Origin of the sequence: Paenarthrobacter ureafaciens, assembly GCF_004028095.1 — a bacterium.
In the GTDB taxonomy this organism is placed as follows: Bacteria; Actinomycetota; Actinomycetes; order Actinomycetales; family Micrococcaceae; genus Arthrobacter; species Arthrobacter ureafaciens.
The window spans coordinates 2,291,150-2,304,046 of sequence record NZ_SBHM01000007.1 but is presented as its reverse complement, the minus strand read 5'-3'; the positions used below and the strand labels follow the sequence as shown (position 1 = coordinate 2,304,046).

The window sequence follows — 12,897 nt, the reverse complement described above, 5'->3', positions numbered from 1 at the left end:
AACCACCCTTACAGACCCGTAGAAAGTCTTTCATGCCCTTACAGTCCAAGGCGTTCCAGCGCTGGCTGCACAACGTTGCGCCCGACGCCAGCACGGCTGATGTCTGCAGGGTGTCCGGCATCAAACGCACCACTCTTGCCCAGCAGCTGGTCCGGGGAAAGGTGGCCGAGTCAACGCTGGTGAGCATCAGCCGGGCTTACGGCCTCAATCCGGTCCAGGAGCTGGCGACCTTCGACCTCTACGCGGTCCTGCACGGAGATCCGGTGCCTCCCACGCCCGCGGAGCTGGTCAGCCAGATCGCCACGATCGACCTTCTGCGTGCCGTGACCATGGTGATCGTCACCCACGAACTGGCTTTCGCCCGGCATGTGGCGGACGAAGTCATTTTCATGGACGGCGGAGTGGTGGTTGAACGCGGACCGGCGGCCGAAGTATTGAGTTCACCAACCCAGGAACGGACCAAGCTTTTCGTCAAGAGGCTGCAGCACGACGTCTAGACTCTATTGAGCGCATGAAAATTGGGGGAACAAGCTTTGAGTGATAGCCAAGCTTTGGGTGATGGCACCGAACAGGCTCGCGGAAAAGGGCGGCGGAACGTCATCATCGTTGTGGTCGTGGCTTTGGTCGCCGCGGCCTTGGGAATCGGGGCGTGGTGGTACTTTTCACGCCCCGCAGACGTCCAGCGCGCCGATGTAGTCCGTTTCGACAAGGAACGGTCGATCGTGGACAACTCCATGAACCTTTATGATCCCTTGGTTCAGGAATTCACTGCGCGGTACACCAACGTCTCCAAGGGAGATGCCCTGGAAGAGCAGGACGCCGTCCTCAAACGCGAGGCTGACCTGCTCCAACGGGAATCAGCGGCCAACATGGCCAAGCTGGACCGGATGGCTGAATCCCCCGCCCTGCAGGACCCTGCCGTTTCCGACGCTTTTGGAAAGTTCAAGGAGAAGTATGGTGCGGTGGTTGCCTACAACGACCAACGCATCATCAACACCGCCAGCATTACGCGGTCGGTGGGCGGGCCGTGCGGGCCGCTCCACACCGAACTTAACCTGCAAAGCGAAAACTACTCTGCGGAATACGTCAAAGTTGCCGATGCGTGCTTGAAAGCCATCGCGGAGGCAAAAGACGGCACTGATGCAGAGACCAACAAGCTACTGACAGCCGTTGAAGGCGTCATCAAGGGCCAGCGGGACAAGCAACAGGAAGTCCTGGACGCCGACGAGGACCTGGTGCGCATCGCCAAGCGAACACTGGCGGCTGCGGCCATGTTGGGAATCAACGAGCCCCTGAACAAGGCACGGACCGAATACGAGGCCGCAGTGAAGGAGAAATCCACCAAGGTGGTTGCTGATGCGAACGCGGCCAACCAGGAATTGGAGAAAGTCTTGAAGAGCCGGCTGGAGCAGTTTGAGGCAGCATCCGGAGACGGGGACCAGTCATGAGCAACCAGTACCCTCCTGCAGAGCCGGCTCCCGAACAAACCACCAAGCCGGGCCCCCGGAAACGGAATCGCGCCGTCCTCATCATCGGCCTCGTCATCGCCTTGCTCGTGGCCGCCGCCGGGACTGCCGTGGCCTTGACGCAATCCGCCGCCCAGCAGCGCAAGGACACCCTGCTGGAAGTTAAGGACCAACGCCTTAATGACCTGGCCGCGGCCCGCGACAAACTGCAGCCCGCCGTTAACGCATACCTGGCGGCGTACAAGAAGGCACGGAACGCACCGGCTTCCAAAGACCAGGCCGTGCAGGACAGCAAAAAGGAGCTGGATGACTTCCGGCAGGCCGCAGAGGCGGCACGCACGTCGTTGCAGTCCGTGAAGGCCGGGCTCGACTCCAGTGAAGCCGTCAACACAGCGGTGCAGCAGCTTGAAGAGTCCCATCTGGGCTACTTCGATTACATGGAGGGCCTCGTGGAGTCCTATCCCCGTTTCGAGGGCCTTTTCCGCGCGGATGATGCCGCAGGATGCAACGGCTTGTTTGTCGGCAACAAGGCCACCAACCTCCGGGAGCGCCAGCAATTGCTGGCTAAAGCGGCAGCCCCATGCCGGGAAGCGGCAAATGAACTGAGGCAGTCAGGGAACGTCGCCTACGAGGAGTTCGCCCGCACCTTCGACAAGAGGGTGGCGGGCCTGGAGAAGCATGCAGAGGCGACGGCGAAGTCCGAGGAGAGCTACGAAGAGTTCGTCCGGATCAAGGATGACTTCGTGAAGAAACTGGCCGACGCCGAAGCCCGCAACGCCCCCGCCGACGAAGTGCTGAAGATCGCCGACGACGCCCGGGAGCTCAACAGCAAGATTCGCGCCAACCGGTCGGAGTTCGACTTCGCGGCGGAGCGCTACCTTGACGGGGTCAAGGGCATGCCGGACCTCGTGGATGAGGTCTTCACCAAGAACGTCACAGAGGACGTCAAGTACTACGAAGCCGTGATTCCCCTGCGCGTGCAGCTGGTGAAGGACGTCATCGACGCCGAACTGGTGGAGTAGGCGCCGCTCCGGGTTGCTGACGCGCCAGGCTGGTTGCTGACGCGCCAGGCTGGTTGCCGAAGCGCAGGCTACTTGCCGAAGCGCAGGGTCACCAGCTGGAACGGTCGAAGGACGAGCCCGGCCACGGCAGTACCCGGATCTGCACCGCCCGCGCCTGCACTCCTGGAGGCCACGCCCGTCGCCCCCACCGTACGCTCCAGCAGGTCGGTAGCCACCACCGTCCGGGCCGGGAAGTTCGCCGTCACTGTCCCCGTGGACCTCTGGCCCAGGGATTCGTAGAGGCGCACAACCACGTCTCCGCTGCCGTCTTCAGCGAGCTTCAAGGCCTCCACCACAATCCCGGGATTGGACACCGAAACCAACGGCTCAACCGGGTTCCCGCCCCGCATCAAGCGTGGCTTGAGGTTGGTCCTGTAACCCTCTTCGACCGCGTCGGCGATGTCCGCACCGGGCCGGATGGACAGCTCCAGCACGTGCTCGCCACGGTCCGCCTCAGGGTCCGGGAACCGGGCCGAGCGCAGCAGCGAGGTACGGACCGTCGTCGTGGTCCCGCCGTCTTCCCGGATTGCGCGCGTGACGTCGTGGCCGTAGCTGGACCCGTTGCTGACGGCAACGCCATAGCCCGGTTCGCCGACGTGGATCCAGCGGTGCGCGCAGATCTCGAACTTTGCGGCGTCCCAGGAGGTGTTGGTGTGGGTGGGCCGGAAGACATGTCCGAACTGGGTCTCCGACGCGGACTGGTCCGCGCGCACGTCCAGCGGGAAGGCGATCTTGAGCATCTTCTCGCGCTCCTGCCAATCAACAATCGTGCTGATGCCCAAGGACTCCGCCCCCGCGGCGAGCGTGAGGCGCTGCGTAATGGTGGAGGCGCCAACGGTCCGCTTGACCACCACGACGGCGGATGCAGCCGTGCGCTCGAGGCCGATGGTTTCCGCTTCGGTCAGTGGCGTGACGTTGCGCCGGTAGAACTCCTCAATGTCCCAGGCGTCCCACTCGTTGGGCGTGTCCCTGAAGAGTTCCAGCAGGTTTCCTGCGTGCCCTGGGGCGATGGCGTCCCGGCCGCTGGCGTGGTCCACCAGGGAAGTCAGCAGCCCGCGATCGTCAAGCACGGCACGGATGATGCCGTTGTCCAGGACGTATCCGCCCGCCTCTTCGCTCGCCTGCACAACGCCGTCCAATGAGCCCGTCCGCGAGCTGCCGGGCTCCGATGCGCCCAATGCCGGCACTCCGAGCCTCCTGTGGGGTGCCGCGTTGAGCAGGAACTCCGTGTCGCCCGGGCCGAGGAGGGCCTGGGCAGCTTGAACGATGATTGCCTCGAGGTCGCGGGCGATCGCCAGATAGTTGCGTTCGGCGTCCTGGTGGACCCAGGCAATGGAGCTGCCGGGGAGGATGTCATGGAACTGCTGAAGGAGGACAAGCTGCCAAAGCCTCTTGAGTTCACCGGCAGGATACTCGTAGGCCTCGCCCAGGCGGACGGCCGCGGTGGTGCACCACAGTTCCGCTTCGCGCAGGAGGTGCTCGCTGTGCCTGTTGCCCTGCTTGGTCTTGGCCTGGCTGGTGTAGGTTCCCCGGTGCATCTCAAGGTACATCTCGCCCACCCACACCGGCAGTTGCGGGTACTCGGCCTCGGCCTTGACGAAGAAGTCCTTGGCGGTGCCCAGCCGGACCTTGGGAGAACCTTCCAGATCCGCAGTGCGGCGCGCCGCCGCGACCATTTCGCGGGTGGGTCCGCCTCCGCCGTCGCCGTAACCGAACGGCACCAGGGACATGGTTGCCCGGCCGTGCTCCCGGAAATTGCGTTCGGCGTGGGCAAGTTCCCTCGCATGAAGTTCGGCGTTGTAGGTGTCCACCGGGGGGAAGTGCGTGAACAGCCGCGTCCCGTCGATTCCTTCCCACGCAAAAGTGTGGTGCGGCATCCGGTTGACTTTGTTCCAGGAGATCTTCTGGGTCAGGAACCAGCGGGAACCGGCAGACTTGACGATCTGCGGAAGGGCACCGGAGTAGCCGAAGGAATCCGGCAGCCAGGCCTCCTGGCATTCCACGTTGAACTCCCGCAGGAAAAAGCTCTTGCCCTCCACGAACTGGCGCGCCATGGCTTCCCCGCCGGGCATGTTGGTATCCGATTCCACCCACATGCCGCCGACGGGCACGAACTGGCCCGCCTGCACTTTCTCGCGGATGCGGACGAAGAGCTCGGGATAGAACTCCTTCATCCACGCCATCTGCTGGGCCGATGAACAGGAAAAGACGAAGTCCGGGTTGTCGTCCATCAGCGCCACGACGTTGGAGAAGGTCCGCGCGCATTTGCGGATGGTTTCTCGGACAGGCCATAGCCACGCGGAATCGATGTGGGCATGCCCGGTGGCAAGCAGCTCATGGGCGGACGCGTAGGCAGGCCGGGCCAACACCTCCGCCAAGGCTTCCCGCCCCGCAGCAGCTGTTCCGGCCACATCGTCCGGATCCATGACGTCGAGCATCCGTTCCAACGCCCTCAGGATCTCGTGGCGCCGGGGCATCTCCATGGGGAGCTCGTGCATCAGCCCGCTCAGTGTCCAGACGTCCTGGTTGAGCTCCCAGACGGTTTCGTTCAGCTCCGCGATGGCTATGCGGCCCAAGCGGTACCGCGGTTCATCTCCGGACGTCGCCTTGTCCCCCAAGGGCGTTGGCGCGAAGGACCAGCCCTGCGCGACGTCGGGATTCGCTGCGGCCTCTACGTAGAAATCCACGGACAGACCGCTGCCAATGAGCTTCAACGGGACGTGGTAGTTGCGTGGCGAGATTGCCTTGATGATGCTTCCGTCCGCGCGCCATGCGGTGCCCTCGCACTGGAAGCCGGGAACGTCGCTGTTGAAGCCCAAATCCACGATGATTTCCACGGCCGTGTTCTCTGCCGAGCCCCACGCCTCCGGAACTTCCCCCTGCAGCCGCAGCCACTTTGTGCTCCAGGCCCTGCCCCATGCCGCACCGTGCTCTTGGGGCGTGAAGACCTGCCGAAGGGCTTCCGCGGCGGGCACGGGCTCGCCGCGGGCTTCCCAGCTGCTCAGTTCAAGCGGGATCGAACGGCCGTAGATGGCCGGGAGCAGACGCTCACGCACAAACCTGTCCAGACGTTGTTCGGTGATCCTGCGGTCGTCGTGCAATTAAAACCTCTTTAGAAAATCAGCCGGGCGGCAGGAGTGGTTGGCTGGCATCCGGGCCTTCGTGGCGAGGGCCGGCGCGGGCAACCATGATTCCATTCGATGGATAAAATCTACGTCGTTCCCAGCTGATAGCCAAGTGTCGGACAACTGGAACCGGCTCCAGCTAGGCAACGGAAGGGGCAAGGCCCTCTTCCCGGATGCGCCAACGGCCGGCGTAGGCATTAAGGCTGTGGCCCCGGCTGAAACCCACCAGGGTGATGCCGGATTCCTCGGCGAGTTCGGCAGCGAGGCTTGAGGGTGCGCTGACTGCGGAGAGCACCGGAATCCCGGCCATTGCAGCCTTCTGGACCAGCTCGAACGACGCCCTCCCGGAAACCTGCAGCACCGTGCCGGTCAAGGGCAGCCGCCCCGAGCGCAACGCCCATCCCACAACTTTGTCCACCGCGTTATGCCTCCCCACATCTTCGCGCAGGCAGAGCAGTTCGCTGGTGCCGTCGTCGTGGATCTTGAAGAGGCCGGCAGCATGCACCCCTCCCGTCTTGGAGAAGACGGCCTGTGCCTCGCGGAGCTTGTCCGGGAGGTCAGCGAGCACGCGGACGGGAACCGTGAGCGGGTCCTCCTTGGGGCTGTGCCGGGAAGACTTGCGGACGGCCTCTATCGAATCCGTTCCACATATTCCGCACGAGCTTGAGGTGTACACGTTGCGGCCCGTTGCGGGGCGTTCGACGTCGGGACGCAGTTGGGCGTCCACCACGTTGAAGGTCTGTACTCCGTCCTCGTCCTCCCCCGCGCAGAACCGCTCGGAGACCAGCTGGCCGGGTTCGGAGATGATGCCTTCGGAGACAAGGAAGCCGGCAACGAGGTCGAAGTCGTCCCCCGGCGTCCGCATGGTCACCGCGAAGGACATCTCCCCCAGCCGGATCTCCAGTGGTTCCTCCACTGCGAGGACGTCTTCCTTGAAGCGGACCGGGTGTTCCAGCGCTTGTGGTGAGCCGTCCAGGACGAACTTATGGATCTTGCGGCGTTGGGTAACGCGTCCCATGATCAGGCTCCCTTCTCCTGGTTCATGTGTCCATCATGGCAAGCCTGTTGCCTGCTGGCCACTTGGTTCCACCCGCGGGCGTCAAGCGTCGAGCGCGCTCCAGTCGACCGGCCCCTGGGGACCCTTCCGCTGGCCTCGCCCAGGCGCCTTGCGCGGCTTTTCCTCCGGCGGCTTTGGCACGGGCAGCGGCTTGCCCCATGGGAGCGCGAACGCCTGCACCAGCTCGCCGAGTTGGACTCCATGCGGCGGCACCACCATGACGCCGTCTGCGTTGGCGAGCCCCCTCATCATTCCCGGCCCTGCATGTTGGGCGGGTGAGGCCAAACCGTACACCAGTTTGAACGGCATCAACCGGGTGCGTCCGGGGTCGGCGTCGATCATGGCTCCGGAGGGCACCTCGCCGGTTTCCGGCATGCTGCCATGCCCCAAGGCGGCCAGCAGCGGTCCACCCACTGTGAACAATGCCATCATGGCGGCCAACGGGTTGCCGGGAAGGCCCAGGACGAACCGTCCATCCGGAAGCTCCGCCAAAACAGCGGGGTGCCCCGGGCGCATGGCGATGCCGTCGATCAGCAGCGTTCCGCCGAGCTCTGCGACCGCTTTCCGGAAGTGGTCGGTACCGGAGCGGCCGGTACCGCCCGTGGTGATCACGACGTCGGCCGGCGGCTCCGCGTCCACGTCCGCCAACCCCGCGGCTTCTTGGGGGACGTCCGGTTCAACGTCCTGCAGGGCGGCAAGCCAATCTTCGTAGCTGTCGCCGACCCTGACCTGATCCCCCGCTATGCCGCCAAGAAGCTCAACCACCCCGCCAAGCTGCGGACCGAAGGTGTCCCTGACCTGGCCCGGGCCGGGCATGCCCTGGTCAACCACTTCGGAACCCGTCAAGAGGAAACGGACCAGCGGCTTGCCGAGCACCTCCACCTCGTCCAGTCCGGCCAAGGCCGCCAGGGCAACATGGGCGGGATTCAGGACCGCCCCGGCCTTGATCAGGACCTCGCCCCCGGCTGCTTCCTCCGCGGCTTTGCGGATGTGCTGCCCGTTGCGGGGCTCCCCCGGTTTGGCGGCTCCGCCGAGCCCAAGTATCGGCAGGCCGTCGTCGTCCGTGGTGATGACGCCGCTCTCGCTGCGCAGCACTGCCTTGGCCCCGGGCGGAATGAGCCCGCCGGTAACGATCGGGCTGGCCTGGTGCGGGGCAAGGCGCTGCCCCGGTTCGCTCAGTATCCAGGGTCCGCTGCCGTTGACAGCCCACCCATCCATGGCGGACGAGGCATAGTGGGGCATGTCTTGGAGAGCCAATACATCCGAGGAAAGCGTCCGACCGAGCGCAGCCCTCAGGGGAACGGGGCTCGCGGGGATGGGAGCAGCAACCTCAAAGGCGCGCTGCCGGGCCTCCTGCCAGGTATGTGCCGCGTGGTGGCCCTGTTCCGGGGCCGCGGTCATTCCGATTCTGCCCCGGGCTCCGGGTATTGCTTGGCCACTTGGCGTGCCAGGCCGAGGGCTGCACTCATGGCCGCGTCGTCGTTGGCTTGCCCGATTCCCCGGGCCATTCCGGCCGCATAGCCGGCAATGAACGTGGTCAGGGGTGCAGCGGGACGCACCACGGAATGCGCCGCAACGCCAGCAACGGCGAGGACCTCGTTGACATCCACCTCGACGCCTTCAAGCTCGAATGCCTGCAGCAGCATGCGGCACCATTCCTCGAGAGTCTCTTCCTGGCTCTTCACGTCCGCCTCCTGCTGTTTGTCTATGCCCAGTACCGCGGCGTCCGCCCACGTGTCCACATCATCCGTGGAACCGCTGGGAACAGGCACCGCCATCACCTTCAGCCTAGCAAGCAGGCGGAACACTGAAGAGTTCGTTAACCCTCCCCCTTCCGAGGCCAGGGCCACTTCCCTTTCCATGGCCCGTGTGCTGTAGATCCCCAGCAACGGCTGCTTGCGCCCGTCCGGGGACACGGCGATGGCACCCTCGGTCTTCGGCGTGGCAATAAGGGCAGCCAACAACGCTTGCACACCGCGGGAGGCATGCGGCATGTCGCACGCGAGGACCAGGGTCCAAGGGGCGGGCCCCCGATCCGCCAGGGCAGCCAGTCCTACGGCAATCGCCGCAGCAGGACCGGCGAATACAGGTTCCTCCCGTGCAGTCAGCACGCCGGGCGGCAACGTGCCGGGATCGGGGCCCACCACTACGGTTGCCACAGCACCCCTGGCTGCGTCCAGGGCATGCGAAAGCAGGGTGGCGCCGTCGTAGGTCAGCGAAGGTTTGGGCACACCGCCAAGGCGGGTGGCCCTGCCACCCGCCAAGATCACTGCGTTGAACTCCATTCGCCCAGATTACCGGTGCCGCCCCGGATTACCGGTGCCGCACAGGATTACCGGTGCCGCATAGGGCGGACGCACATCAATCAGGCAGCGGATTCCGGCAAGAGGAACGGATCCCAGTCCGGCGCAGGCTTCTCGAGTTCTTTGATCTGCCACATGGTTCCGGAGGGGACGCCGGGTGTGAAACGGAGTTTCCAACCCATCTCTGCCGGCGTGTGGTCGCTCTTGGCGTTATTGCATTTCAAGCACGCCGCAACCAGGTTTTCCCAGGAATCCGCGCCGCCCCTGGATTTGGGGTGGACGTGGTCTATGGTGTGGGCTGTCTTACCGCAGTAGGCGCAGCGGTGGCCGTCGCGGCGGAGAACTCCGCGCCGGCTGACGGCCGTAATCCTGTTGTACCGCGGCCGGATGTAGCGATTGAGGAGGATCACGGACGGGCGTCCCAGAATCTCCTGCGGCCCGACGACAGGTTCGTCGCCTTCGGCCACTACGCTTGCTTTTCCGGTGAGCACAAGGACCAGCGCCCGGCGGAAGGTAACTACCGCCAGCGGTTCATATCCAGCATTCAGAACGAGTGTGCGCATGCACGTACCTCTTAACGGCCGCACCCGCCAGGGGCACGAGGGCCGGCTGCCCTCTGCATGTACGGGCTGTGGATCGACACCATAAGAGTAAGCACTTATATGCCATATCAACGAATTATCAGTGGAATTAGCTTGTGATGTCGCCCACAGGCCCCGGTCCTGCCCCTTAAGACGGAAATACCCCGCAGGTGAAACCTGCGGGGTATTTCCTCAAAGTTCGATCAGCCGTTGACCCGGATGAAGACCGGACCCGAGCCGACGTTGACGCTGAACAGAGCAGTGGTGGATCCGTTCCATCCGCCATGCACTGCCATGCCGTTGCCGACGTAGACGGCGATGTGGGCCTGTCCGGCCAGACCACCGTTGGCGTAGTAAGCGAGGTCGCCCGGCTGGGCTTCCGCTGCGCTGACCGTACGTCCAAGGGAAAGGTAACCCGCAGGCCAGTCATGGAAGTTGATACCCACGGCTGCGAGGGAGTTGGTGACCAACATGGTGCAGTCCTGGGTCACGCCGAGCTGGGCGTAGGCTGCAGCGGCAATGGCCGCACCGAGGCCACTGGAAGCAGCCGGAGCCTTTGCTGCCGGTGCAGCGTTGCTGACTGCCACGGTTGCGCCGCCAGCAGCGTTGGAAGCTGAGGCAGTGGCTTCCTGTGCGGAGCTCTTCGCTTCAGCCTTGGCCGGGGCTTTCTCCACGACGGGCGCGGGCGCCTCGACCGTGGTGACAACCGGGCTCTCGTAGGAGATGGCAACGGTGGAGTCAGCGGCGATGGTGGACTGCACGACGGACTGGATGTCCAGGGAGGTGGTTGAGGTGGACTCGCGATCCACATTGGTATCCGCCGCATTGGCAGCAACGCCACTGGTCAGGACCAAGCCCGAAGCCGCGGCGATGACGGCTGCCTGGCGGCCGACGCCACCGGCGTTCACCGAAACTGCCTTTGCAATCACGGCAAGTGAGCTGGTCTTGGGAGCCTCGGCCCGGTGCCGCGCAACCTTGTTTGCACTGGTCATGATGATCTCTTTTCGTTTCCGCGTGCTGCTGGGAAGCACGCGGGTCATGGGCAGGCCAGCACCCGGGGGGCGCGCTGGCTTACCTGGACGGTTTTTAGCGCAGGGTGAAGAAGGAGGAGGTTCCGGTAGAAGCTACCGAGTGAAGCAGCGTGCCCTGGCTGGGGTTCAGGGCGCTGACCATCATGCCGTTGCCGACGTAAATGCCAACGTGGGCACCGCCGTTCTGCATGACGAGGTCGCCGGGAGCGGGAGTGCTGGTGGGCTTCATGGCGGTCCATGCATTGACGCGGGGGATGCTGATGCCGGCCTGCGCGTAAACCCACTGGGTGAAGCCGGAGCAGTCCCAACCGTTGGGGGTGGTGCCGCCCCAGACGTACGGGTGGCCGATGCCGGTGTACGCGATTGCTGCGAGGCCCGAAGCCGCGGCGCTGGCTGCGGAATCCTTGGAGCCGGCGGACTTGGCGGTGACTGCGCCCTCGCCCTGGCCGGCATTCTGGTTGCCGTTCGCCTGGGAGCGCTGCGTGGTCTGGGAAGCGCGCTGGATCTTGGGGGCTTCCTTGGTAACCACAACGGGGCTCTCAAAGGAAACAGTGGCGGTTGGTTCCGCCGTGACGACGGCGGTAGTCACCAGCTGCTGTGCGCTGGACTCAGCCTTGGAAACGTCAGTATCCGCTGCCTGGGCAGGAAGGCCGACGCTGAGGACCAAGCCCGATGCTGCTGCAAGGACTGCGGCCTGGCGGCCGACGGTTCCGGCATTCGCTGAAACAGCCTTGGAAAGAGTGTTCAACGGGGTAACCGTCTGGGCGCGGTGGCGCGCAGAAGTAGTGCGTGATGACACGAAGGTAGCCTCTCCCAATGCCTGCGAGGTGAGCTGTCGGATTCGGATGGGAGTCATCCGGCCACACGCCGTTGGAAGCGTTTGTGACTTAACCCCAAGGCCCTCTTTCGAAGACCAAAATTGGTTCCCCCGCCCCTGCCAGACGAATTATGCGAACGGACCTTGAGTGGTGGCAGAGCTAGGCAATCCACCCAAGTGCATCGGCCCCCTAAAAAGCCGATGCGCTTTGTACGGTACAACAGTTGAACTAAAATGTCACATTCAGATCACGGGGCGTGTCAAGAATGCGAGAGACGACCATCAACTCGGGTTAGAGCCAGCCCATGGGGTCGACGACTTCGCCGTTGACCTGGACTTCGAAGTGGAGGTGGCAGCCGGTGGAAGCGCCCGTGGTGCCGCTCAAGGCAACGGTGTCTCCGCGATTCACGGTGTCGCCGACCTTGACTTTGAATGACGACAAGTGGTTGTAGGTGGTTTCCAGGCCGTTGCCATGGTCCACCACCACGCGGTTGCCTCCACCGTATTCGTGCCAACCCGCAAAGGTGACCTTGCCCGCCGCAGCAGCGTGGACTGCCGTGCCGCACTGGGCCACGAAGTCCTGGCCGCGGTGGAAATCGCCGCTGCCGCCTGTCAGCGGGCTGATGCGGTAGCCGAACGGTGATGCGGTGCTGAGGGTGTCCAACGGGCTGGCCATGGTGCCCTTGGAGGAGCTGGCCTGGATGCTTCCCACGGACTGGGCGCTCAGCAACTGCTTGAGCTTGCCGTCGGGATCCGCCTTGGTTGCCACCGCGGCGCGGCTGAAGTCGATCTTGGCGGACGCTTCCGCGGAGACCTCTGGCTGGCTCCCGCCGCCCACAGCCAGTGCGGCCTCAGTCTGCCCGGACTCGGACGTGGCCATGACGGGACTCGTTGCAGGCAGGCCGACAGTGAGCGCAAGACCGGTAGCAGCGAGTGCTACGCCGGCCTTCTGCCCTACACCACTGGCTGCTGCGAAATCGGCCACCTGGCGCATCGGGCTCTTACGGCGGCGCACCTGACGCTGGGTGTCGCGGGGCCGGATCTCCGATACTACGCGGGCTGGCCGCAGCTCAGTAGCGGGGCCGGTAGCGCGTCGACGGCCCCTGACGTTCTGCGAAGTCAAACTCTGTTCCTCTCTCAAAAGCCTGCGAAGTTAGCTGTCGGATTCGGATCAGAGAGTGCAAAGACCCGGCCCGCACGCAGCGCTCACGGCACACAGGTATCCCAGGAGGGAATTGCGTAAGTAAGGCACTGCTGCTGCGGACTTCACCCCAAGGCTGCTTCTCTAGGCAGCCGATTGTGGTTCCCCCGCCTCTGCCAGTAGATGTTTAACACCCCTGATCTGCTGGCAGAGCTCGGCTCCAGATCAGGTAACGCTTTGATATCGGCGCTAGTAGATAACTATAGGGGATTAAGGCCCGCGGTAATAAATTCGTTATCTACAGGGCGGTCGTTT

At 64.2% G+C, this 12,897-nt stretch carries 10 protein-coding genes, 1 pseudogene and 2 riboswitches; of the genes and pseudogenes, 3 read left to right on the top strand and 8 right to left on the bottom strand.

Going from position 1 to position 12,897, the window contains the following annotated elements:
• Window positions 1-32 precede the first annotated feature (32 nt).
• From AUR_RS20845 to AUR_RS15050, 3 genes and pseudogenes are all read left to right on the top strand, one after another.
• Window positions 33-326 (top strand): annotated as a pseudogene (locus tag AUR_RS20845) (hypothetical protein); the annotation flags it as partial.
• Window positions 327-533: 207 nt separating this feature from the next.
• The gene (locus AUR_RS15055) at window positions 534-1,448 is read left to right on the top strand and encodes a hypothetical protein (RefSeq protein WP_052474344.1); all 915 of its coding nucleotides are present in this window, start codon (window positions 534-536) and stop codon (window positions 1,446-1,448) included.
• Complete coding sequence (locus AUR_RS15050) at window positions 1,445-2,488, top strand: hypothetical protein (RefSeq protein ID WP_021473648.1); 1,044 nt, start codon at window positions 1,445-1,447, stop codon at window positions 2,486-2,488. Before AUR_RS15055 ends, AUR_RS15050 begins: the two co-directional genes overlap by 4 nt.
• Window positions 2,489-2,556: 68 nt before the next feature.
• On the opposite strand, the gene AUR_RS15045 is transcribed toward AUR_RS15050, so the two are convergent.
• The 8 genes from AUR_RS15045 to AUR_RS15010 form a co-directional block, all read right to left on the bottom strand.
• The gene (locus tag AUR_RS15045) at window positions 2,557-5,628 is read right to left on the bottom strand and encodes an alpha-mannosidase (protein WP_062095415.1); all 3,072 of its coding nucleotides are present in this window, start codon (window positions 5,626-5,628) and stop codon (window positions 2,557-2,559) included.
• A gap of 163 nt (window positions 5,629-5,791) precedes the next feature.
• Window positions 5,792-6,670: a formate dehydrogenase accessory sulfurtransferase FdhD gene (fdhD, locus tag AUR_RS15040; protein ID WP_062095414.1), complete on the bottom strand. Its 879-nt coding sequence runs from the start codon at window positions 6,668-6,670 to the stop codon at window positions 5,792-5,794.
• An 81-nt stretch (window positions 6,671-6,751) separates the two neighbouring features.
• Window positions 6,752-8,110, bottom strand: a complete 1,359-nt coding sequence (locus AUR_RS15035; protein WP_021473651.1) for a molybdopterin molybdotransferase MoeA — start codon at window positions 8,108-8,110, stop codon at window positions 6,752-6,754.
• Entirely contained in the window at window positions 8,107-8,994 is an 888-nt protein-coding gene (locus AUR_RS15030) for an NTP transferase domain-containing protein (RefSeq protein ID WP_021473652.1), read from the bottom strand. Before AUR_RS15030 ends, AUR_RS15035 begins: the two co-directional genes overlap by 4 nt.
• Window positions 8,995-9,074: 80 nt before the next feature.
• Window positions 9,075-9,575, bottom strand: coding sequence for an HNH endonuclease (locus AUR_RS15025; RefSeq protein ID WP_062095412.1), 501 nt, complete (start codon window positions 9,573-9,575; stop codon window positions 9,075-9,077).
• A 221-nt stretch (window positions 9,576-9,796) separates the two neighbouring features.
• Window positions 9,797-10,585: an NlpC/P60 family protein gene (locus tag AUR_RS15020; RefSeq protein WP_031216903.1), complete on the bottom strand. Its 789-nt coding sequence runs from the start codon at window positions 10,583-10,585 to the stop codon at window positions 9,797-9,799.
• Window positions 10,586-10,679: 94 nt separating this feature from the next.
• A complete protein-coding gene (locus AUR_RS15015) occupies window positions 10,680-11,423 on the bottom strand; it encodes a C40 family peptidase (protein WP_052474162.1) in 744 nt (247 codons plus the stop codon).
• A 4-nt stretch (window positions 11,424-11,427) separates the two neighbouring features.
• Window positions 11,428-11,587: riboswitch (cyclic di-AMP (ydaO/yuaA leader) on the bottom strand.
• Window positions 11,588-11,733: 146 nt separating this feature from the next.
• Window positions 11,734-12,564: a M23 family metallopeptidase gene (locus tag AUR_RS15010; protein ID WP_062095410.1), complete on the bottom strand. Its 831-nt coding sequence runs from the start codon at window positions 12,562-12,564 to the stop codon at window positions 11,734-11,736.
• Window positions 12,565-12,568: 4 nt separating this feature from the next.
• Window positions 12,569-12,785, bottom strand: a riboswitch (cyclic di-AMP (ydaO/yuaA leader).
• Window positions 12,786-12,897: the final 112 nt, after the last annotated feature.

Excerpts from the sequence above, each read along its gene's own strand:
- AUR_RS15035 (WP_021473651.1), bottom strand. The coding sequence starts at position 8,110 with ATGACCGCGGCCCCGGAACAGGGCCACCACGCGGCACATACCTGGCAG.
- AUR_RS15020 (WP_031216903.1), bottom strand. The coding sequence starts at position 10,585 with ATGACCAGTGCAAACAAGGTTGCGCGGCACCGGGCCGAGGCTCCCAAG.
- AUR_RS15050 (WP_021473648.1), top strand. The coding sequence starts at position 1,445 with ATGAGCAACCAGTACCCTCCTGCAGAGCCGGCTCCCGAACAAACCACC.
- AUR_RS15030 (WP_021473652.1), bottom strand. The coding sequence starts at position 8,994 with ATGGAGTTCAACGCAGTGATCTTGGCGGGTGGCAGGGCCACCCGCCTT.
- AUR_RS15025 (WP_062095412.1), bottom strand. The coding sequence starts at position 9,575 with ATGCGCACACTCGTTCTGAATGCTGGATATGAACCGCTGGCGGTAGTT.
- fdhD (WP_062095414.1), bottom strand. The coding sequence starts at position 6,670 with ATGGGACGCGTTACCCAACGCCGCAAGATCCATAAGTTCGTCCTGGAC.